Genomic DNA, 22705 nt, shown 5'->3' with positions numbered 1-22705 from the left:
CTATATGTCACAAGCAATTAAAGAATCCATCGTCTCAGAAAACAATCTATTTCATCACTGTACCAAGTTTTCACAAATAGCCAAGCTTAAGAGTTTGAGTGAGTGTTCATTTAATTTTTGGCAAAAATCGCTAAGACGTTCAATCCCTATTGCCTCTGCTGCGATGCCTGCGGCGGGCGTAGCCATCGCTCTATCTCTAAGTATTACCCTACCCTCTGAGGCATTCACTATTTCATATTCGGGTGACACAACAAACGCACCAACTTTTAACCGTCCTCAAACGGAAGGGTTTGAAGGTGGTACTAACCCACCCACATCACTTTCTAGTAATGGTACCGCCGTTCCTTATTACAGCCAGCCTTTCTTAGTTGATACTACTGGCTTTTATGATATTGCAGGTTCTCAAGCTTTCTTGGGCATCCAGTTCTTGTACGAGAACAGCTTCAATCCAACTACACCATTAGTTAATTTACTCAGTGGGAATGATCCTTTCCCAGATGAAGGCACATCTGGTTTTAGCGGCTTGAGCTTAACTGCCAATAATCAATACTTTTTAGTCACTACTGGATTTGATAATAGCAATAACAGTTTTGGTACTTTTACCAATACCATCACAGGCCCTGGCAATATTACAGTAGTACCCGAACCTTCTTCAATTGCCAGCATAGTCATCTTTGGTATTTTTGGTAGCAGCTTAATACTAAAACGCAACCTGAAAAAGCTAAAATCTGTAAACTAACCTCCTGATGAGTTTGTTAAAAAATATTATTTTGAGGAAAATATGAAACGATTTGCCTTTATCTTTTTAATAACTGCTTTGTGCATAATCGGCTACTTTGAAATTAGCTTGTCTCAAGCTGAAAAACTTTTTTGGCTCAATCTTAGTCTTTAAAATCCTCCCTCGCAAAATCATTTCCCACTCAGCACTCGTAATTTTCGCTGATTAGCTAATTTCTCTTTGCCATAAAATATCTGCTACTCTCGTCATTCCAGCTTTTAGATGGCGGCGATAGGTACTGAAAGGCAAATCTAGCAACTCAGCTGCTTGTTCTTGGGTGGGGGCAGGATTCAAATAAGTTCGATAAACAGCGCGGTAGAGTTTTTCATCACGCGGTGATGATTGTAAGGATTCAACTGCTTGTTTTACCAGATTTTGTAAAACGTTAACGCGTTCGCGTAGATACCCAGAGGACAGCTTATCGGAGAGTTGCGTGTCCTTTGGACTCGCGCTCATACTTGCTTTTGTGGTAACTTGTTCTTCCACGCTGCGCGAGAGTACTTTGTACACGCTGCGCGATCGCACTAATGGATTATTCTGTAATGCATCGGGACAACTAAAGTTACGTAACGCATTCTGCACCGCCTCCACAAATTCTGGCTGACTAAGAACTAACACAGGTTCACCGACTGGAGTATTATCTACAGATTCTCCGGCAGTTGTAACCTCTTTTCGTGCCAAAATTTCCTTCCACGCGGCAGGTGACACAATTCGCCAGTCATGCCCATAAACACCATAGTGTCTTCCCTCAACTGTAAAATCGGTTTCAGAAAGTCGTGTTAAGTCGAAGTAGTTCAACATTGCTGTCCAACTATCTGCTTGGGCACAAGGTAGGAAGGTGTATGCTAACCCCGGTGTTTTCTGAAAATACTGCACAAAATTAATGAAAATTAAACTTTGGGTGGGGGAAACAGCTTGATAGGTGTCCCGCGCCATCCAAAAGCGGAAAATAGTTGCGCCTTCGCTAGGGCGTAATGGTGCATGGGTTTGGAGATATTGCCAAGATGCAAGAGCGCCCGGATCTGCACTCAAATCTTCAACAGTTGCTGTCTGCAATGCTACCATCATTGCAAATCCCGCAGGTTCGGAGTGCAAGTCACGAAATACTACTACATTCTGCGGTTGGCGCTTCAACCAGTGATCTGCTATTTTTGCTGATTCTTCGCCTTCGTATTCTGCCACCATCCCCAGCAGTGCGGTTTTGTCAGTTTCCCGTAGTGAGTCCGTCAATAAACTACTTTGCTCACCCCAGGTGAAACAGGATCGAATCGCCGAGTTATCCCGATGCAAGAAAATATAATCAAGTAGCACTCGATGCTTTTCTTGCCCTTGGGTTTGTCCTAGTCGTTTAGTATAATATTGACGCGCTCGGTGGTGTAATTCCGTGTAGAATTCCGAATTACGCCAACGCAAGTCAGCAATTAAAACTTCGCGTGCTAAATCGTGGGGAAATAAACCCAATTGCCCTGATTCGATAAACGACAGTCCGCGCAACCACTCAAATAAATCGTGAACATCAAGTATTTCCCCTAAAGAGTGAGCCTCACCAGCCAAAGTATTTTGAGGCACAGCCAATATTTGATTTAGTGCGGCTTCGGTAGTCAGCCGGATCGTCGCACAAGCTTCTAAAGCTATCCGGTGTAAGGGCGTTGGTACTTCTTTTATGAATCTTGACAACAGTGTTTTAACAACATTGGGAGCAGATTCTGCTTGAAAAGAGATTTCTTTTCCCTGAGCAAACACCTCAGCAACCAAAGATAATGCTAGAGGATGTCCGTGGGTAAAATCTAGAATCGCCTGGTGTTGTGTGGTGGGAATATCTCGTGTGGTGAGATAAGTTTGACTTTCTTCTGGGGTAAGGTTGCGTAGGGGCAAGGTGTGCATCAAAGCTTGCCAACCTGGATCGCTACACCAACCAGATGAGGGGGGATTGCGTCCAGCAATCACAATTAAGGTATTAACAGACAAATGGGGTAAGAATACTTCTCGCAACCATTCATCTAGCTGGGTAATAGCTTCATAGGTATCAATTAAAATTACATTACGTTCTTGTCTTTGGGCTAGCAGATGCAAAGGGGAATCTGATTCATTCAATCCCATCAACGAATACAACGTGCTAATAAAAGATTCTGGCGCAGCTTCTATATTACGTCCTTCTACGTAGATAGTTGATATTTTTGACCGTTCACAAAACCGTAAAAACTGCTGCATAAGGGTTGTCTTGCCCACACCGCCGGGGCCAAAGACGTGTAAAATGTGAAAAGGTAATTCTGTTGATGCGATCGCATCAAGAAATAGCTCCACTTCCCGCCCACGTCCTACAAATCTGCGATTTCGTTCTGCACTTAGCCGCTGTAATAGAGATGTCATTAGCATCCCTTCCTTAAATTTTACGTAGGATTACTGTTTTAAAGTATGAAGGATATTTTTGATTTATAAAATTTACTTTGACAAAATTTATAAATTTTACATCCAAGCTTAAAGGCGTAATAAGTAGGTGGACGCTAAAAAAAATACGAATATATTAATAAATTTAAATCGCTTAAGAGCTTATATTCAAAGCGTTTCTGGTGCTTTATATAAGTTTATACAGTTCGGTTTAATTGTGCTTACCTACTTACTAGCGAACCAGTATTAGATAAGCTTCTTTGTAGCATTGGTTTGGCTCCCCCAATTGCGACTGGTAAAACCCCGCAAAAGTGTTGCAAGGTCGCACCTAAAAGAAACCCTTGTGCAACAATACTTTACACTTTATGCATTTCTTACCTTTTTCTTTCTCCTAGACCTGACTTTTCCCGTTAAGTCTCAAAAAGCTTGCTCATAAAGGATTCTGGACAAAGCACAGTATATACGTAAAGAAATTTAAATTAGGTGCTAAAAGTGACAAAAGATGTTGGACTGGTGGGAGAAAAATTTGTGCTTGTCCTGCGATTCGCAAACGCGGTTACGAATTGTTCTCTAATCCCAAAACAACATTAAATCTGACTTTTCCACATCCCGTGAAAAGTCAGGTTTAAGGGTGGGGTGCAATGACTAGGGGAATTATAACTAACTTATGCAGAAATGATATAAGTAGGCTAAGTTGCTTACTTTTTCGCGTTTTTAATATCACTAACTAATTGATCAATCCTTAATTGAGTAGTGTTCCAAGAACACATAAAACGTACTCCTCCCACACCAATAAATGTATAAAACTGCCAGTTCTTGGCTTTTAAGCTGTGAACGACTTCTTCAGGTAATTTTACAAATACGGCGTTGGCTTCTCTAGGAAACATCAAGTCAACACCTTCTATGTTTAATAGTTGATTTTCTAAGTATTCAGCACATTGATTAGCATGTCTGGCATTTTTTAGCCAAGCACCAGTTTCTAATAAACCCAACCAAGGAGCCGAAATAAACCGCATTTTTGAAGCTAGCTGACCTGCTTGCTTGCATCGATAATCAAAATCTTCTGCTAGCGCTTTATTGAAGAAAAGAATGGCTTCACCTAATGCCATTCCATTCTTGGTACCGCAAAAACATAATACATCGATTCCAGTTTTCCAAGTAATTTCAGCAGGGCTTTTATTCATAGCGGCAACTGCATTTGCAAAACGAGCGCCATCCATGTGAATCTTTAAGTTATATTTGTTTGCAACTTCTTTAATACTTAAAAGTTCTTCAATAGAATATAAAGTTCCTAATTCAGTTGATTGTGTAATGCTAATAACTTTAGGTTTGGGATAATGAATATCAGTGCGTTTGGTGACAATTGACTCTATAGACTCTGATATTAATTTGCCATTTTTACCGTGAGCAAGTAGCAGTTTAGAGCCATTAGATGCAAATTCCGGTGCGCCACATTCATCTGTTTCTATGTGAGATGTCTCATGGCAAATGACGCTGTGATATGACTGACAAAGAGCAGCTAAAGATAAAGAATTTGCAGCTGTCCCGTTAAAGGTAAAAAATACTTCACAATCAATTTCAAAGAGTTCCCGAAAATAATCTGTTGCTTTTTGAGTCCATTCATCATTTCCATAAGCTGGAACACTACCTTGGTTTGCCCTAATCATATATTCCAGTGCTTCAGGACAAATACCAGAGGAATTATCACTTGCAAACTGTTCTAATTGGCTACTCATCATTTCTACTTTGATTTTTAACAGTAATTGTTACAATACTAGTAAATAATTTTTTACTTTGCCAATTCTAAGATTGACGGATAATACTATTAACATCTCCAGTTATCTAATAATTATGCTAATTCCAATAACTTTGGATGTGATAAAAATTTTTTATAGCCATAGTTAATCGTTTATGAAAAACAGGTTTTTGAGTTATATAAAAAGCCGGAAGTTTGAACCTTTTGGTTTTCACAAATTAAATCTGATTTTTATATTTTGTATCAACTTATTAATTAGCTTTTTTGCTGTAGCTTTTCTCTGAAATAGTTAGAACCTTAAGTAGTATAGTAATACTATTAAATCACTTTGCTAATGTCTATAGAAAACTGGAATCTTATTTTAACATCACTGAGATGTTTAATTACTACGGTGTCTTCGTCAGCCTTGCATTGAGGGTATTTTGAGCCGATAAACATCGCCAATAACTAAAATTATACTAAAAAAATAAAGTTTGCTAATCAGAATGCTAATTATGTACTTATAATACACTATACAATATCCTACCAATAACTATGAAATCACTATTTGGCATATTTGTCCTTTGTTAGTTCTCAGTAGTCATTTGTTTATTTTCTACTGACTAATGACCAATGATCAATGACCAATACTTCGGCTGCGCTCAGTACAAGTGACTAATAACTAATGACTGAACCATTGATTGAACTGAAAGGTGTTTCTAAGTCCTTTGGTAGCCATAAAGTTCTAGATAATGTAGACTTGACCATTTACCGGGGAGAAGCACTGGGGATTATTGGCCCATCAGGGACTGGGAAATCAACTATCTTACGAGTAGTAGCGGGGTTACTTAGTCCTGATGAAGGAGAAATTTATGTGCAAGGAGTGCGGCGAGACGGTTTGATTGAGGATGGTGGCCAGCAGGTTGGCATTGGTATGGTGTTTCAGCAGGCGGCCCTATTTGATTCGCTGACAGTAGAGGAAAATGTCGGATTTTTACTTTATCAAAATTCAAAGCTGCCGCGATCGCGCATCCGAGATTTGGTAAAAGAAAAATTGGAGATGGTAGGTTTGCCAGAAGTAGGCGACCTCTACCCAGCCGAACTTTCCGGGGGAATGCGAAAACGGGTGAGTTTTGCCCGTGCGATTATGTCTAATCCCGACACTCCCAGTGAAGGCCCAGAAGTTCTACTATACGACGAACCAACAGCCGGACTCGATCCCATTGCCTCAACAGTAATCGAAGATTTAATCCGCCACTTGCAATGTTTAGATGGAGCTTGTAGTACTTATGCCGTTGTTACCCACCAGGACAGCACTATCCGCCGTACATCTGATAGACTTATATTTCTCTATGAAGGTAAAGTGCAGTGGCAAGGTACAGTTACTGAAATATACAACACAGAACATCCCTTGATCAGACAATTTATCAGTGGAAGTGTTCAAGGCCCGATTAAAGTCGCCGGCTAGAAACTTAAAAGTGAGGAGTAAAGAGTTACTAACTCCTAACTTTTAACTCCTAATTGGTTATTGGTTGTTGGTGGAGGCAAAACAATGCGAGGTCTTATGACAAGCCGCTTCGCCTCTGGGCGAACATTTAGAGAAGGTTCTGTGGGATTATTACTCCTGCTAGGACTAGGGGTATTTGGATTACTCTTTCTGTGGTTAAATAGATTCACTGCTGCTGGCCGTTCATACAAAATGATTGTAGAATTTGCTAATGCTGGCGGAATGCAAAAGGGAGCAGCAGTTCGCTATCGTGGCGTTAAGGTAGGAACTATTTCCCAGCTTCGACCAGGGGCAAATGCCATTGATGTAGAGATTGAAATTCCCCAAACTGACCTAATTATCCCTCGCGATGTAGTGGTGGAAGCTAATCAAAGCGGGTTAATTAGCGAAAGTATTATCGACATCACACCAAGAACAACCTTACCTGCTGGGGTTGTGCTTGCTAAACCCCTAGAAAAAAGTTGTGATACCAGTCTCATCGTTTGTAATGGCTCTCGGTTAAAAGGTCAGGTTGGCATCAGTGTTGATGCACTAATTCGCAGTTCAACTGAGCTAGCAGGTGCATACAATAATCCAAAATTTTATCGAAATGTCAATAGGGTTCTAGAAACTACCACAGGCGCAGCATCCAGTTTTACTGAGCTAAGTCAGGATTTACAAGGTTTGACCAAAAGCTTACGACTACAACTTAGTACCTTTTCTGCCACGGCTAATTCAGTGCAACGGGCGACAAACCAACTTAATGCATCCGCAAATCAAACAGTAAATAAATTTGGTGCAACTGCAACTCAAGCAAATCGATTGCTGAACAACCTGGATAATTTGTTGACAACAAATCGTTCGACGCTGGTTGGTGCGTTGAACAATATCACCGAAACCAGCAACCAATTGCGTGTTACAGTCAGTAGCTTATCACCATCTGTGAATCGATTGACTCAAGGAGAATTACTCAACAATTTAGAAACGCTTTCAGCAAATGCAGCCCAAGCCTCAGCTAATTTACGTGATGCTTCTAAAACCTTAAACGATCCCAAGAATGCGGTCTTGCTGCAACAAACTTTAGATTCAGCACGAGTAACCTTTGAAAATACCCAAAAAATTACATCTGATTTAGATGAATTGACAGGCGATCCTAATTTCCGTAAAAATTTGCGGCAATTGGTGAATGGTTTAAGTGGTTTAGTATCTTCTACACAACAGATGCAGCAACAAGTGCAGGTTGCTACTACTCTAGATTCGGTAAAAGCTGTTGTGAGCAAACCAAAGAATCTAATTCCTACCCCAGCACCAACCCAACAGGCGATGTTTAATGACAAGTCGCTACCAGTCTACGAAATTAATCCCTCAGCGGCTAATTTTGCAAGTACCGACACCGACCTTCAACCAAGTCCCAGTCTGTCTATCCCGAACTCATCCCAAGAAAACCTTTTGAAGCAGCTGCGGGAGTATAGTAAGCAACGGGAGCAACTGGAGACGGAGAAAAAGGCAATACAGGTTGACCCTTCGGCTTCGTTCACTGCTGACCCTGAGCGAAGCCGAACTGTTGAGAATTTTAAGTAAAATATTTTACTGTCAGGTAAATGTCTTGAAGCCCATCGACACCACTCCCCATAACCTTGAAAACCGCATAATTTTGTTGACTGGTGTCGATTCTTTGTACAGTAAGGTTTTCAGGCTGCAAAACCTATTGCTTATTGATACAGCAGATTTTAAGTTGGTGAGCTACACAAGCTAAGTCTGTTACCCAGATATAAAGCGTGTTTTACTCTTGAATTCTGAATTGTGAATTCTGAATTCTGCTGTATCTTTTAAAACTCAAATAAGTTTGCTCCCATTAATGACGGCACCCGCTTTTAAGAACGAATTAACATTGGGTCATAAATTTGACACTCTTGAACCCCATAATTACACAGAATAGAGCTAGCTATATCTTGCTCATTATCTGTGCCACTAACGATAAGTATGTAATTGCCTTGCTCTATTTGCTCATTGTAAAAGCGTGCCCACTCATCTGCTATTCCTAACCTCATAGCGTCAAAGCGTTCACTTAAATTAATGCCTGTTGACCCAACCAATTGAGAAAAGTCTTTGGAAATTAAGGAAATCTGGTTTAATGAAAAACCTGCGACACACATATCCTTAATTGCCGCTTCAGCATTATCTATGCTATTAAAGCAACTAACACCATACTTAGACATCATCCCACTTTTATTAGGAATGGCAATAGCAGAAGTCGTTGTGGTCAGATAATTTGTAGTTTCATATTCACTGTTGAGATGCTCGTAAATGCCAAACTCTTCAATACCCCAACGCTGTAGTATTTCTTCTACTTTAGCGATTTCAAAAGATGTGCAATCCACGATTATTAAATAGTGTCCGTCCTCTACTCGCTCGTTATATGCTCTAGCTTGCTCTGACGAGATTCCCCAACCAACTAATGCACCAGCAAAAGTCCCAGTAGCAGCACCAATACTTGCCCCAACAAGGGTTGTAACCAAAGCAGTTGCTGCTGCCCCAGCCAGCATTATTGGGCCAACGCCAGGGATTGCTAAAGTCCCAAGACCCACTAACAAACCAGTTAACCCACCAACAGCGCCCCCTGAAAGCCCTCCTACTGTTGCACCTTCATCAGCTTTATCACCAGTGCCCTCTTTAACTTCATTATCGGCAATCTCATGATTACGATCTGAATTTTGTACAACTACAGATACTTTCTCCATCGCCAAGCCAGAATCTCTCAACTCATGTATTGCCTGCTCTGCATCTATCCGATGAGTAAATACGCCTACAGCACGTTGATATTGAATTAAAGCCATTATTACTCCTTGGTCGCAGGGGAAAGATTAATCACTGACAAAGTTGATTCTTCAGTACATGTTATATTAAATACGAGTTGGTTCAACTCAAAACTATCCTTAGTAATAAAATACATTCTCTCCCTCATTAGGTAGGCAATAACACGCCCTCAACGGTACAAGTCATTTTGCTAAACAATAGCCATTCTTATACAGATATTAAATGTGGCGGGTGGCAGTATTCGTAACATTTCTTTGAATACCGCATTTCTTGTCGCCCAAGCAGAGCAAGCGGTACAGGTGTAATAATTATTATAAATAATTATAAGTAGCAAAAAGCGAATACACCAAGACGAAAAAACCTCTAATATCATGTCCGCTTGATTACTTATCAAACCCGAAGAACCCCACCCCGCCAAAGCTACGCTTTGTCTCCCCTCCCGAAGAGCGGGGAGGGGATTAAGGGGAGCCAGTGCGTTGGGCGGGCAATGCCCGACTTGTTCGCGTAGCGTCTCCCCTTGGGAGAAGCACCTGGCGTGTGGGGTGCAATGACTGTGGGAATCATAACTAATTTATGCGGACATGATATAACTGATGCAGAATTATTATTAGTGAGTGACACGGGACAGCCTCAACTACATGTGTATGTCCACCGCAGACATAATGACATTCCTCTGTGTTGATATGCTAAATTCTCACGGCTTGGTCATGGAATGTAAATTACGTCTTTGAAATTTCGCTTCTGTTCTTACTGTGGTTTTCCCTATAAGGAGTCCGGGAATTCTGTGTGATTTGATGGACAACCTGTTTAACAAAACCTTCCTAAAGGCTGACTGTCCTTTACTTATGCTTTGTCCGTAGGCAGACGAGATCGATATATAAAATAAGTAATATTTATTTGTATAGCTAAAAGGCTTGTGTAGATTTCATCCTATCCTAATTCAAGCCGTATTTTTTTATGAGTTTGGTAAGCAGTAATTATGCGTTGGCAAATAGGTCGTCGGAGTACAAATGTTGAAGATCGGCGTGGGATGAAGATTTCCGCTCCTGTCGTGGGTGGAGGTGTAGGAGCAGCACTCATATCGCTACTGGTTTTACTATTGGGTGGTGATCCCAGTGCCCTTTGGCAACAAGATTCCCCACCATAGTGATAGCCCGATAGCTGAGTCACCTCAAACAACAGGATCTCAAACTCAAGATCAAATGGCGGATTTTGTATCTGTTGTACTGGCTGATACAGAAGATACATGGAGTAAGTTGTTTCGGCAAGACGGAGAAACTTACGTAGAACCAAAGTTAGTTCTTTATTCAGGAGCGGTGGAGTCTGCTTGTGGATTTGCACGTTCAGCAGTCGGGCCGTTTTATTGTCCGCGCGATCAAAAGGTGTATATTGACTTGAGTTTTTACCGCGATTTGAAGACTCGATATCAGGCACCTGGAGATTTTGCTCAGGCATACGTGATTGCTCATGAAATTGGGCATCATGTCCAAAATTTACTCGGGATTTCGCAGCAAGTTAGAGGTTTGCAGAACCAAGTGAATCAGACGCAAGCAAATCAGCTTTCTGTGCGATTAGAATTACAAGCAGATTGTTTTGCAGGCGTTTGGGCAAATCATGCTCAACGCTCACGGCAAATTCTGGAAACAGGTGATATTGAAGAAGCATTGAACGCAGCTAGCAGTATTGGAGATGACCGCTTGCAAAAACAAGCTAGAGGCTATACTGTGCCAGAATCTTTTACACATGGTAGTTCAGCCCAAAGGGTTCGTTGGTTTAAACAAGGTATCCAAACGGGCGATCCTCAGAAATGTAATACTTTTGCTAAGACAAATTCCTAATATACAGCAGAATTCAGAATGGGTTACGCCCCGCTGTGCTAACAGGAGTAAAATACGCTTTATACTTGGGTAACAGACTTCGCTTGTATACCTCACAAACTTGAAATCTGCTGTATTTCAATTTTTATGATTCTCTGGCAGCCATCTAGTTTTATTGGCAAACCTTTCTTGAGCAGGGAGCAGAAATTGAGGAAGCGATCGCCACAATCGATTTAGACTATTTCCAAGAAGACTTGTCTAAACTCATCTCGTTCTGGAAACGAGATAGCGATCGCAAGGTTTATTTTAGTATTCCAAAAACTATTTGGTTATTTATTTATTACTAAATCAGTAAGTAAAGGTACTGTTTTAGGATTAGCCACTTCCCAGTAAATTATAGAAGAAAAACATGGTGGACAACTCACAGTGACATTTGGATTAGGCAAAAGCGCAGAATTAGCGATCGTCATTCCAGGGCTGAGTCAGAAGTTAGGAATGGAAAATAATAATTAATTCCAATCCTGTTCATCTTTCTTGCCACGGCTTTTGTAAATTCCCCCCAAATCGTGAATTTGACGAGTTTTCTCAAAAAGCTCGGCTTCGGTCAAACCCCACTGTTGCAAGGCTTTATCTAGGTCTTTTTGGATGTCTCTCGCCCCTGGAAACCCTTGATAGCGCATTCGCAGTCTAGCCAATTCTGCTAAGTTATAGTCTGTCGCCTCTTGAGCGAGTAAAATATCAATAAGGGGGCGATCGCGGTTATAAAGTGGATGTTGTTGATCTTTACCGGCCGTTGCTTCAGTCATTGTCAGTCCTGAGTTTAGAGTGCTAAGTCCTGAATTTTAAGTTTAGCTGACAGTGGAAAACAAAACAGACAAAAGAAAATTGTCAAATACCGAAAGCTTAACTGTCAACTTTGCAACTCTTGACTTTTCCGTACTCCACTCAGCACTCCTACTAGACGGCAAGTACACCTGATGTCTTACGGCTCTCACCACTGCCAGCTAACTTTAAATAAAGTTACATTAGTCCTTAAGAAAATACAAAAAACTTTAGATGAGGGTGAATTTTATCTCACCCAAAGTCGAAGCAGCGAGGGAGCAAGAACCCATTATGTTTGAACACTTCACTTCCGAAGCCATTAGAGTAATTATGTTAGCTCAGGAGGAAGCCCGTCGCCTGGGACACAACTTTGTAGGAACAGAACAAATTCTCCTGGGTTTGATGGGAGAAGGAACTGGGGTTGCTGCTAAAGTGCTGGCCGAATTAGGCGTTACCCTCAAAGACGCACGTCGCGAGGTAGAAAAAATTATTGGTAGGGGTTCTGGCTTTGTACCACCAGAAATTCCTTTTACTCCTAAGGTAAAAAGCCTCTTTGAGCAATCGTTTAAAGAAGCTCACAGTCTAGGACAAAATTACATAAACACTGAACACTTACTCTTAGGATTAACCGAGGCTGGTGAAGGTGTCGCCGCCAAAGTACTGCAAAATCTAGGGGTTGACTTCAAGAGTGTCCGCAGTGCCATAGTTCGCCGTTTGGGTGAAAATGCACCAGCTTTTGCTGGTAGTGGTAATCAAAAGCGCACCCAACCGCTAACAATGGAAGAGTATGGCAGAAATTTGACCAAATTAGCCCAAGAAGGCAGACTCGACCCCGTAGTTGGTCGTGAGAAGGAAATTGAGCGGGCGATCCAAATTCTCGGTCGCCGTACAAAGAATAACCCAGTGTTGATTGGAGAACCAGGAGTTGGCAAAACTGCGATCGCAGAAGGTCTAGCTCAACGTATTATCAACCAAGATGTTCCCGAAACCTTACAGGACAAGCAAGTTATCAGCCTCGATATGGGGTCATTGGTAGCTGGAACTCGCTTCCGTGGCGATTTTGAAGAACGCATCAAAAAAGTCGTGGAAGAAGTCCGCACTGTGGGCAATATCATCCTGGTAATTGACGAAATTCACACCTTGGTTGGCGCTGGTGGTACAGAAGGCGGCTTGGATGCAGCCAACATCCTCAAACCTGCCTTAGCACGGGGTGAACTCCAGTGCATCGGCGCAACTACCCTCGATGAGTATCGTAAGCATATTGAGCGTGATGCCGCCCTAGAGCGTCGTTTCCAACCAATTAAGGTCGGGGAACCATCGGTAGAGGAAACCGTACAAATTCTCTACGGCTTGCGCGGTGCTTATGAACAACACCACAAAGTGACAATTTTGGATGCAGCACTTGTCGCAGCAGCAGAATTATCAGACCGCTATATTAGCGATCGCTTCTTGCCAGATAAGGCAATAGACTTGATTGATGAAGCTGGTTCTCGCGTTCGTCTACGGAACTCCCAAAGTTCTCCCAATAAAGAACTGAAGCGTGAACTCGCTGGCGTTACCAAAGAAAAAGAAGCAGCAGTCAGAGTCCAAGATTTTGACAAAGCTACACAACTACGCGACCAAGAGTTAAAACTTGCAGAACAACTGCAAGCAACGTTTTCACAAAACGATCAACCTGTCAACTCTACCGTAGTTGACGAAGAAGACATCGCCCAAATCGTTGCCTCTTGGACTGGCGTACCAGTTAACAAGCTAACTGAATCTGAGTCAGAGTTGCTCCTACACCTAGAAGACACTCTGCATCAGCGGCTCATCGGACAAGAGCAAGCAGTCTCGGCTGTATCTCGCGGTATCCGTCGCGCCCGCGTTGGCTTGAAAAATCCCAATCGTCCCATTGCGAGCTTTATCTTCTCCGGCCCCACTGGAGTTGGTAAAACAGAATTGGCGAAGGCACTAGCTGCCTACTTCTTCGGCGCAGAAGACTCGATGATTCGGCTAGATATGTCCGAATACATGGAAAGTCATACCGTCGCCAAACTGATTGGTTCGCCTCCTGGTTATGTAGGATACGACGAAGGCGGACAACTTACAGAAGCCGTGCGCCGGAAACCATACTCAGTGCTGCTATTCGACGAAATCGAAAAAGCACACCCCGATGTATTCAATATGCTGCTGCAACTCTTGGATGACGGTCATCTTACCGATGCCAAAGGTCGGAAAGTGGACTTCAAGAACACGCTGATCATTTTGACTTCTAACATCGGTTCCAAGGTGATTGAAAAAGGTGGTAGTGGTTTAGGCTTTGACTTCGACACTCAAGCCGACGCTAGTTATAACCGCATCCGCACCTTGGTAAATGAGGAATTGAAAGCTTACTTCCGTCCTGAGTTCCTTAACCGTCTTGATGAGATTATCGTCTTCACCCAGCTTTCCAAGGATGAAGTTAAGCAAATCGCCGAAATTATGCTTCGCGATGTTGCTAGCCGCTTGACAGAAAAGGGAATTATCCTAGAAGTTAGCGATCGCTTCAAAGAGCTTGTGGTACAAGAAGGTTATAACCCCAGCTACGGCGCTAGGCCATTACGTCGGGCAATTATGCGCCTCCTAGAAGATTCTCTCGCCGAAGCAATGCTGTCTGGTGAAATTACAGATGGAGACACAGCCCTTATCGATGTTGATGATGACTCTCAAGTGAGAGTACAAAAATCAGAAAAACGAGAATTGCTCTTGGCAAATGTTGGCTAATTTATACCCGATCGCTTTTTACTGTAATATTTGAGAAACACTCCCGCCTCTTGCGTAGAGCAGAGGCATAAACAGGGTCATCTCAGACAAACATCAAGTGAAATGGTATTATTTCCCACTCCTAGTAGAAATGCTAGGGGTTTTTTTATGCGATTCCTATTTGAGTGGGCAATAGCCACCTATCCCCTGTTTATAATCAATTTAGGATATAGCAATAAGAGACTATTTATCCCAGATTCCGCAGGTGCAACTTATATTATCGGTAATTTTGAAAGTCAAACCCATGACAAACTCATAATTATACCCCTCCCCAACCCTCCCCGATGCTTTGGGGCTACAGTGTATACAGAAGTCGAATTACCCCCCTTAATCCCCCCGTTTATTGGAGGGAAACCGGAAAATCTAGTTCCCTCACGCCACGTGCTTCAAGTCGGGCATTGCCCGCCCAACGCAGTGGCTCCCCTTTCTAAGGCTACGGTGTATACACAAATAGAATTACCCCCCTTAATCCCCCCTTGTCAAGGCAGGGCTGTTTCATTCCCCAAAGAGCTTGAAAAATCAAGGGTTATAGCAATTAAAAATTGGTTATTTTGTTACCAGCGTGCCGAGAAAATAAACTATTTTACTGATATTTAAGTGCTTAAATGTTCATCTCATGGTCACGCTTACTTACAATTTTCTCGCTAACCATCTTGACAAATCCTGTTTGAAATGGAATGAAACAGCCCTGCCCTTGTCAAGGGGGGAAACTAGAAATACAGTTCCCTCCCCTTTCCAAGGGGAGGGTTAGGGTGGGGTAAAACTTACGCTTAAACTCAGATGAGTGAACTGTTTCAGACTTGTGTGTACACTCTAGCCTTTCTAAGGGGAGGGTACGCGTCAGCGCGGGCGGGGTTATCTGTCGTAAACATTTTTTGAATTGGTATTAGTTAACAAAAATTAGAATGCACAAATGCTCAAATTTGAAAAACTTTGCCAGAGTAGAAATAAGGGTTTTGACATTTACCTATGTGTAATTAAATGACTCAAATATTTGAAGATGCAACGAAAACAGACGACTATATCCGTGTTGCTCAACTTGCAGAAGTTCAGGCAGCAGGTAGTTTGTTAGTCCACAAGGAAAAGCATACGATTGCTTTGTTTTACTCAAATAATACAGTTTACGCAATTGATAACCGTTGTCCTCACATGGGCTTTCCCTTACAAGGAAGCACTTGCAAAGATGGTATTGTTACTTGTCCTTGGCATTATGCCCGCTTTGATCTTGCTAGTGGCGGAACGTTTGACTCGTGGGCAGATGATGTTCCTTGTTTCCCAGTAGAAATCCGTGATGGTGAAGTTTGGATAAATTTAGCACCACCACTTAACCCTTATGCTTACCACCGCCAACGTCTGCAAGACGGTTTAGAGCAGAATATTTCTTTAGTGATTGCAAAATCAACGCTGGCACTTTTAGATATAGGGGTAAACCCGACAGAACCATTTCTCATAGGGCTAGAATTTGGCACTCGTTATAACAAAGCGGGTTGGAGTTCAGGTTTGACTATCCACACCTGTATGATGAATCTACTACCTTATCTCGATGTAGAAGACAAACCTCGTGCTTTATTTCACGGACTGTCGGCAGTAGCTAATGATAGTGCGGGTGCGCCACCAGAGTTTGTCGTTCACCCATTACCCAACGCTAAAGTAGATTTTGCGACTCTCAAAAACTGGTTTCGCCAATTTATTCAGGTACGGGATGCTGAAGCAGCACAAAGATGTTTAGTATCTGCTGTTCGTTCGGGAGCTAATTCAAAGCAAATAGCAGATATGCTGTTCTGTGCTGCCACAGATCGTCGCTATCTTGATGTTGGGCATACGCTTGATTTTATCAATAAAGCATTAGAAGCACTTGATACTATAGCTTGGCAATCAGCAGAATCAATTCTGGCTAGCCTAGTTTCGGGTTTAGCCAATGCTTCCCGGATGGAAGAATCCAATTCCTGGCGTTACCCTGTAGATTTGGTGGCAATATTAGAGTCAGCTTTTGAGCAATTACCGACTGTATTAAGTGTAGGAAAATCTCGACAAGGAAATTGGTCACAAGCAGATGAACTAGTACCAATTTTATTGGGTGAAGACCCACAAGCGATCGCAGACTCGCTATTGAATGCACTGAAAACAGGTTGTACTGAAGAACAATTAGCTGGTGTAGTTACTTATACAGCAGCATTACGAGTAGCTCGTTTTCACACTAATAATGAGTTTGGAGATTGGAATTCAGCCCACCATCCATTTACGTTTGCAAATGCCGTACATCAAGCTTTACGAAGAGTACCAACGGTTGAACTACTCAGAGGTGTGTTTGATGCGGCGATGAGTGTGTATTTAAATCGTTTTTTGAATGTCCCACCAGCACGGCTGCCAGAACCCAAAGACATCGGGGAAAATCCCGAACAATTACTCCAGCAGCTACCAGATTTATTAAACCGTCAGCAGCAAGTAAACCAGACAGGGCAATTAGTTGCTAATTATTTATACAGTGGTGGTAGTGCTGAAAGACTGATGGCAAAACTGGGAAAATTGATGCTGCGAGAAAACCGTGATTTTCATGTCATTCAAGAAATAGAAGCCGCTTTTCGTCAGTATTCTTTCCTCGGTCAAACTTCGGCTGGAATTCATATACTAGTGGCTGCGTCTCGGTATTTAGCTGCTCATTCTCCGACAATGCGATCTCAAGGACAAACTTATCAAATTGCAGAACGTTTACATCAAGGCGATCGCTTATTTGAGGAATGATGACCGGAAAGTGGAGAATTTGAACTGTATTCTATTACATCCCAAGGTGTAATACCAATTCGTAATTCGTAAATTTAATTGGTACGAGCGCTCAAGATTCTGGTTGTAGTTTAACAGCAACTTTTGACAGAAAGCTGAGAAACGAAAAGGGATTTGATTTATTTGAGTAATGCTCATTTCTAAACTAAGCGATCGCCTGTCGATTTACACTTGAAAGTAGAGCGTAGACGCTTCATCGGCGAAACACTATCATTTAACATAAGATTAAACTGGTAGTACAACGCGAGATTTCATGGCGATAAGGTTTATTTTGAGCGACTATGTTGATCGAGCGATGTCTCAGGCAATTTATGACAAGTTAGAAGATGGTACATTTGCAGGTAGAATTCCTGTTTGCAAAGGAGTGATAGCTTTTGCATCAACTTTGTGCGAGTGTGAGGATGAATTACGCTCAACACTGGAAGACTGGATTTTGCTTGGGCTAAAGCTGGGACATTTTCTACCAGTAATTGATGTAGTTTAGTGAGGTTTAGGTGTACGATCGCTTGTCGATTTACACTTCTTTTCTAGAGCGATGTCTCCGATGGTCACTGAGCTTTGTCGAAGTGCGGGCTACGCCTACGCAAGCTTTCGGCTCAATGATATACCAAAATAAATGCGTGAATTACCCAAATGAGAAAGCAAACTGCGGTTTGAGAAAGTAAAAGCTCCTTTTGCTTGGGGAAAACACCAAAATGAGGAAGTAAAAGCTGCTTTTGTTTGTGGAAAACACTAAAATGCGAAATTAAAAGCTGCTTTTGAGGAAGTAAAAGCTGCTTTTGTTTGTGGAAAACACTAAAATGCGAAATTAAAAGCTGCTTTTGAGAAAGTAAAAGCTGCTTTTGCTTGTGGAAAACACTAAAATGCAAAATTAAAAGCTGCTTTTGAGAAAGTAAAAGCTCATATTGAATAAGTAATCAGGCATTTTTGCTTATTCAATATGAATTTTAGTGTAGGCGATCGCGCTTTTCAGTTTTATCACGGTACGCTTTGCCGAAAAGTCAAATTTTACTGTGCAGGAGGGAGGCGATCGCGAAGAATTGCCAAATTTTCACAACACTTGACAGTCCAGAAATGACTTACCCCTAATTGTTGCTCCAAAATCTCCAAAGCTTGCAAATACAACGGTTCAGCTTTAGTGTAATGTCCTTGTAAGTAGTAGAGTTTTGCCAGATTGTTGAGAGTAATGGCAAAATCTGGATGTTCCTCTCCCAGTAGTTTGCGCCTGAGTGCCAAAGCCTGGATGCAAAGGGGTTCGGCTTCGTTGTATCTACCTTGGGAGTAGTAGAATACCGCTAGGTTGTTGAGGCTAAGTGCGACAGATGGATGTTCTTCTGGCAGCAGCTTGCGCCAGAGTGCTAAAGCTAGGATGTAAAGTGGTTCGGCTTCGCTGTATCTGCCTTGGGAGTCGTAGAAACATGCTAGGTTATTGAGATTAAGTGCAACATTAGGATGTTCTTCACCCAGCAGTTGACGCCTAAGTGCCAAAGCTTGGATGTAAAGGGGTTCGGCTTCGCTGTATCTGCCTTGGAAGTCGTAGAGATACGCTAGGTTGTTGAGGCTTTGGGCGATATCTGGATGTTCTTCACCTAGCAGTTGACGCCTGAGTGCCAAAGCTTGGATGTAAAGGGGTTCGGCTTCGCTGTATTTGCCTTGGGAGTTGTAGACATACCCTAGGTTGTTGAGGCTAGTGGCAACATCTGGATGTTCTTCACCCAGCAGTTGACGCCTGAGTGCTAAAGCTTGGATGTAAAGGGGTTCGGCTTCGCTGTATCTGCCTTGGGAGTTGTAGAGCTTTGCTAGGTTGTTGAGGCTAGAGGCGACATGTGGATGTTCTTCACCCAGCAGTTGACGCAAGAGTGCCAATGCTTGGATGTAAAGGGGTTCGGCTTCGCTGTATCTGCCTTGGGATTCGTAGAGACACGCTAGGTTGTTGAGGCTAGCGGCGATATCTGGATGTTCTTCACCCAGCAGTTGACGCCTGAGTGCTAAAGCTTGGATGTTAAGGGGTTCGGCTTCGCTGTATTTGCCTTGGGAGTTGTAGAGCTCCGCTAGGTTGTTGAGGCTAGTGGCAACATCTGGATGTTCTTCACCCAGCAGTTGACGCCTGAGTGCTAAAGCTTGGATGTAAAGGGGTTCGGCTTCGCTGTATCTGCCTTGAAAGACGTAGAGCTCTGCTAGGTTGTTGAGGCTAACAGCGATATCTGGATGTTCTTCTGCAAAGCGTTTTTTGGTGACTTCTAGACATTGTTTCAACCAGGGTAAAGCTTGGTTATATAAACCTTGAGCATTATAAAATGTAGCATTGCCCTCAAAAGGCCAAAGTAAATCATCATCGCTGAGGTATTGAATGAGATGATTCGCTACTTTAGCTATATGAGGAATGGCAGGGGAAACAGCAGTAATTTGCTTAAGGGTAGCGTTTTCAGGAATATCTTTGGCAACTGCTACCATTACCCGACAAAGCGATCGCTTTAATTCTTCTGCCTGTTCTAAACCTGTAAGCTTATATTGGAAAAACTCCCTTAATAGTGGATGCAGTTGGTAAATTCCCTCACCTTTACGCTGTAGCAAATGTAGTTTCAGCAAGGTATCATCTCTAATTTCCTCTAACTCTTCCTCGTCTGACTCTGATAAACACTGTTCCACCAACTTCCAAGATATAGGTGCGGCGGCAAATAAACTCAGCAAACAACCAAGTTGCTTATCGCTGTCTTCTAATTCCTGCCAACTTAACTCAAAGGCTGCTAATACACCTCCTTGTGCTGTCATATCGGCTTCTGGTTTAATAAGGGCAGGTTGTTCTAGTCGCTTTTTCTCCAACCGCCGCAACATTTCTGTGAAAGAAAGGTCTTGTTTTCGCGCCAAATATCGCCCGACTAATTCCAAACCCAAAGGCAAATATCCCAACCACTCACACAACTGATTTGCAACAGCCAATTCTTGCTCAATTCGCTGTGGTGTTTCTTTAAAAAATGACTTTAATAACTCCAGCGCTGCTTCTGGTTGCAATACATCTAAAGATAATTCCTTTATAGATGCTCCTAAGTGTTGGCGCGTGGTAATCAACACTTTAAACCGGGAAGATGGCGAAGGTAGATAAGGCTTAACTTGTTGATATTCTCCAACATCGTCTAACACTAGCAGCACATCGCCCTCGCGCCAAAGCCGAAAGCAGTATTGCACTTGCGCGGGTAAATCCAAATCTTCTGGTGGGTTTAAGTCAAGCTGCGTTCTGGCAAACTGCACAATTTGAATGCCCACATCTCCAGCCTTTGCCAGTAACCAGCAAATTCCACCTTTGTAAATTTCACGGTGAGCCATTGCATATTGTAAGGCCAGTTCTGTTTTACCCAGTCCACCCATGCCAGCGATCGCCGCAATTACCACCTGATTATTTTCCTGCAACATCTGGTGAAGGTTTTGCAATTCATCTTCACGTCCAACAAACTTCACCACCCCACTCATGGGTAAATTTTGCGGTGTTTCAGTAGAGGGATTTAACTTTACCTGTTCCCGTTCGGGCGACTGTAGTCAAAAGTTACCACCAATGATGGTATTTCCCTGAAAGACGTTTTTAATAGAGTCAGCTAACTTTGTAGAATTGATAACGCCTGCTGTTTGCGAGTTTAGGTCATTTGCTAGCGCCTGGACTTTCGGCGCTACTTGGGGATCAGCATTTGCGGCTGCTTCCACTTCCCGCACAGATTGAGCAATTTCACTATCTGCGTCTGCTGCTGCTTTCAAGTCCAGCACTGCTTTGCCATAATCTAATGGCTGCTGTGTTGCATTCGCTAGCAAGGGCAACTTATTTTTATTATGTAGCTGTTCGATTAACTGACGACTTTTGTCTAATGCAGCTTCACCAAGCTTTTCGCCAGTTTTTTCTAAAGCTTTAGTTAAAACTATAGTAGCGATCGCTGTTGCAACTGCTGTTAATGTTACAGGTTCCATAATTTAGTAATAAAATACGACATCATACTGGGAAATACAAATGCAGTTCTGTCTATTTCGGAAATATATCACACACATTAAAGTCAACACACCAACTGATGCAATTTGATACCCAACTGCTACCACGCATTAATGCCACATCCAAGAGAGAAAATGGTAAACAATATTATGTAGATGCTAAGGGAAATCGCTTTCCCAGCGTGACTACAATACTTAATGCCACCAAATCACAAGCAGACCGAGACAGATTATTAAACTGGAAAGCGCGTGTTGGTACAGAAGAAGCTACCCGCATTACTACATCTGCTAGTCGTCGGGGAACGCAAACACACAAGCAAATTGAGCGCTACCTCCTTGGTCAAAACCCTGTTTGTCCCGAAGCGAGTCGCCCTTATTGGGAGAGTATCAAGCCAGTTTTAGAACAAATCGACACAGTTAGACTCGTGGAAGGCTCAGTTTTTCATCATGATTTGGGTTATTCTGGCAAAGTTGATTGTATTGCCAGCTATCAAGGTATTCCCTGTATTTGTGAGTGGAAAACAGCAGATAAACCCAAAGGCTCAATTGAGCATTTATATGAACATCCACTGCAACTTACGGCATACATAGGAGCAGCTAACGAGTATTATCGAGATTATGGTATTCAGCTAAAGCACGCTCTGTTGGTAGTAGCGATTCCAGAAATGCCAGCTGAGGTATTTTGGTTTGAATCAGCAGTCATCAAAGATTACTGGGAGGAGTGGCAAAAAAGAGTCGCCCAGTTTTGGGAACGTAGAAGTGTTTGGGGTTAATCAGCCTCTTCCGGGAAGTCAAAAGTCAAACATTTACAGCAGAATTCAAGTATTTGAACCACACCTGTCGTAGGGGCGCAAGGCCTTGCGCCCCTACCGCGTGGTCTATTTACCTGAAAATAGCTGTAATATCATGTCCGTATAATTAGTTATGATTTCCACAGTTATTGCACCCCACCCCCAGCCCCTCCCCGCAGGTGGGGAGGGGAGACAAAGCATAGCTTTGGCGGGGTGGGGTTCTTCAGGTTTAATAAGTAATCTAGCGGACATGATATAAAATACTCGTATCGATGAAGACAGAGTTATTAGTCGTTTGCATAAAGGTCTTCTCTGCGGAAAGTTAAACTTTCCGAGATTAATCCTACAGGATAGGCGGAAAATTTGAGAGGCGCTTTCTTTTCTTTCTTCTCGTGTTTTTGCGCCAAAGGTTTCTCATCAATTACTATTACCACCTGATGCTCACCGTCTGGAATATCCAATGGTAACTGCGCCGTAATCTTACCATCTTTGCTAACTGTGGCAATTGTTTCTATACTTTTCATCTTATTTCTC

The 22705-nt window shown here is 42.4% G+C and carries 16 protein-coding genes; 9 read left to right on the top strand and 7 right to left on the bottom strand.

All coding sequences use genetic code 11. The features are described from left to right. The first annotated feature begins 4 nt into the window (after positions 1-4). Entirely contained in the window at positions 5-739 is a 735-nt protein-coding gene (locus V7L12_RS22990; RefSeq protein ID WP_335087811.1) for a hypothetical protein, read from the top strand. A 204-nt stretch (positions 740-943) separates the two neighbouring features. Here V7L12_RS22990 and V7L12_RS22985 read toward each other — a convergent pair whose 3' ends face one another. Both V7L12_RS22985 and V7L12_RS22980 read right to left on the bottom strand, forming a co-directional pair. After that, entirely contained in the window at positions 944-3148 is a 2205-nt protein-coding gene (locus V7L12_RS22985; RefSeq protein WP_335087809.1) for an ATP-binding protein, read from the bottom strand. A 716-nt stretch (positions 3149-3864) separates the two neighbouring features. Further along, positions 3865-4902, bottom strand: coding sequence for a threonine aldolase family protein (locus tag V7L12_RS22980; protein ID WP_335087875.1), 1038 nt, complete (start codon positions 4900-4902; stop codon positions 3865-3867). 684 nt (positions 4903-5586) lie between these two features. On the opposite strand from V7L12_RS22980, the gene V7L12_RS22975 reads away from it, so the two are divergent. Together V7L12_RS22975 and V7L12_RS22970 are read left to right on the top strand one after the other, a co-directional pair. After that, positions 5587-6369, top strand: a complete 783-nt coding sequence (locus V7L12_RS22975) for an ABC transporter ATP-binding protein (RefSeq protein WP_335087807.1) — start codon at positions 5587-5589, stop codon at positions 6367-6369. Positions 6370-6453: 84 nt separating this feature from the next. After that, a complete protein-coding gene (locus V7L12_RS22970) occupies positions 6454-7968 on the top strand; it encodes an MlaD family protein (protein ID WP_335087805.1) in 1515 nt (504 codons plus the stop codon). A 293-nt stretch (positions 7969-8261) separates the two neighbouring features. On the opposite strand, the gene V7L12_RS22965 is transcribed toward V7L12_RS22970, so the two are convergent. Further along, a complete protein-coding gene (locus V7L12_RS22965) occupies positions 8262-9224 on the bottom strand; it encodes a general stress protein (protein WP_335087803.1) in 963 nt (320 codons plus the stop codon). A gap of 959 nt (positions 9225-10183) precedes the next feature. On the opposite strand from V7L12_RS22965, the gene V7L12_RS22960 reads away from it, so the two are divergent. Then, positions 10184-10351, top strand: a complete 168-nt coding sequence (locus V7L12_RS22960) for a neutral zinc metallopeptidase (protein ID WP_335087801.1) — start codon at positions 10184-10186, stop codon at positions 10349-10351. After that, complete coding sequence (gene ypfJ / locus V7L12_RS22955) at positions 10320-11042, top strand: KPN_02809 family neutral zinc metallopeptidase (protein ID WP_335087799.1); 723 nt, start codon at positions 10320-10322, stop codon at positions 11040-11042. The genes V7L12_RS22960 and ypfJ overlap by 32 nt, the downstream gene beginning before the upstream one ends. 488 nt (positions 11043-11530) lie before the next feature. Here ypfJ and V7L12_RS22950 read toward each other — a convergent pair whose 3' ends face one another. After that, positions 11531-11827 (bottom strand): DUF3288 family protein, encoded by a 297-nt coding sequence (locus tag V7L12_RS22950; RefSeq protein WP_335087797.1) that lies wholly within the window; start codon positions 11825-11827, stop codon positions 11531-11533. Between the two features lie 307 nt (positions 11828-12134). Here V7L12_RS22950 and V7L12_RS22945 point away from each other — a divergent pair, with 307 nt between their 5' ends. The 3 genes from V7L12_RS22945 to V7L12_RS22935 all read left to right on the top strand — a co-directional run bounded on the left by V7L12_RS22945 (position 12135) and on the right by V7L12_RS22935 (position 17892). Then, positions 12135-14588 carry an ATP-dependent Clp protease ATP-binding subunit gene (locus tag V7L12_RS22945; RefSeq protein WP_335087796.1) on the top strand — a complete coding sequence of 818 codons (2454 nt, stop codon included), beginning with the start codon at positions 12135-12137 and terminating at the stop codon, positions 14586-14588. Between the two features lie 1020 nt (positions 14589-15608). Beyond that, on the top strand, positions 15609-17369 hold the full coding sequence (locus tag V7L12_RS22940; RefSeq protein WP_335087794.1) for a Rieske (2Fe-2S) protein: 1761 nt from the start codon (positions 15609-15611) through the stop codon (positions 17367-17369). 292 nt (positions 17370-17661) lie between these two features. Beyond that, a complete protein-coding gene (locus V7L12_RS22935; protein ID WP_335087792.1) occupies positions 17662-17892 on the top strand; it encodes a type II toxin-antitoxin system HicB family antitoxin in 231 nt (76 codons plus the stop codon). 524 nt (positions 17893-18416) lie between these two features. Here the strand turns inward: V7L12_RS22935 and V7L12_RS22930 are convergent. Both V7L12_RS22930 and V7L12_RS22925 read right to left on the bottom strand, forming a co-directional pair. Continuing rightward, a complete protein-coding gene (locus tag V7L12_RS22930; protein WP_335087790.1) occupies positions 18417-20876 on the bottom strand; it encodes a tetratricopeptide repeat protein in 2460 nt (819 codons plus the stop codon). Between the two features lie 66 nt (positions 20877-20942). Continuing rightward, the gene (locus V7L12_RS22925; protein ID WP_335087788.1) at positions 20943-21362 is read right to left on the bottom strand and encodes a hypothetical protein; all 420 of its coding nucleotides are present in this window, start codon (positions 21360-21362) and stop codon (positions 20943-20945) included. 98 nt (positions 21363-21460) lie between these two features. On the opposite strand from V7L12_RS22925, the gene V7L12_RS22920 reads away from it, so the two are divergent. After that, positions 21461-22153 carry a PD-(D/E)XK nuclease family protein gene (locus V7L12_RS22920; protein ID WP_335087786.1) on the top strand — a complete coding sequence of 231 codons (693 nt, stop codon included), beginning with the start codon at positions 21461-21463 and terminating at the stop codon, positions 22151-22153. Between the two features lie 305 nt (positions 22154-22458). Here the strand turns inward: V7L12_RS22920 and V7L12_RS22915 are convergent, their stop codons facing one another. Then, positions 22459-22695 carry a hypothetical protein gene (locus V7L12_RS22915; protein WP_335087784.1) on the bottom strand — a complete coding sequence of 79 codons (237 nt, stop codon included), beginning with the start codon at positions 22693-22695 and terminating at the stop codon, positions 22459-22461. Between the last annotated feature and the right edge of the window lie 10 nt (positions 22696-22705).

The organism is Nostoc sp., from assembly GCF_036918245.1.
Taxonomy (GTDB): domain Bacteria; phylum Cyanobacteriota; class Cyanobacteriia; order Cyanobacteriales; family Nostocaceae; genus Nostoc.
Note: the sequence above shows the minus strand (reverse complement) of the source record. Positions and strands in the feature narration are given on the sequence as shown.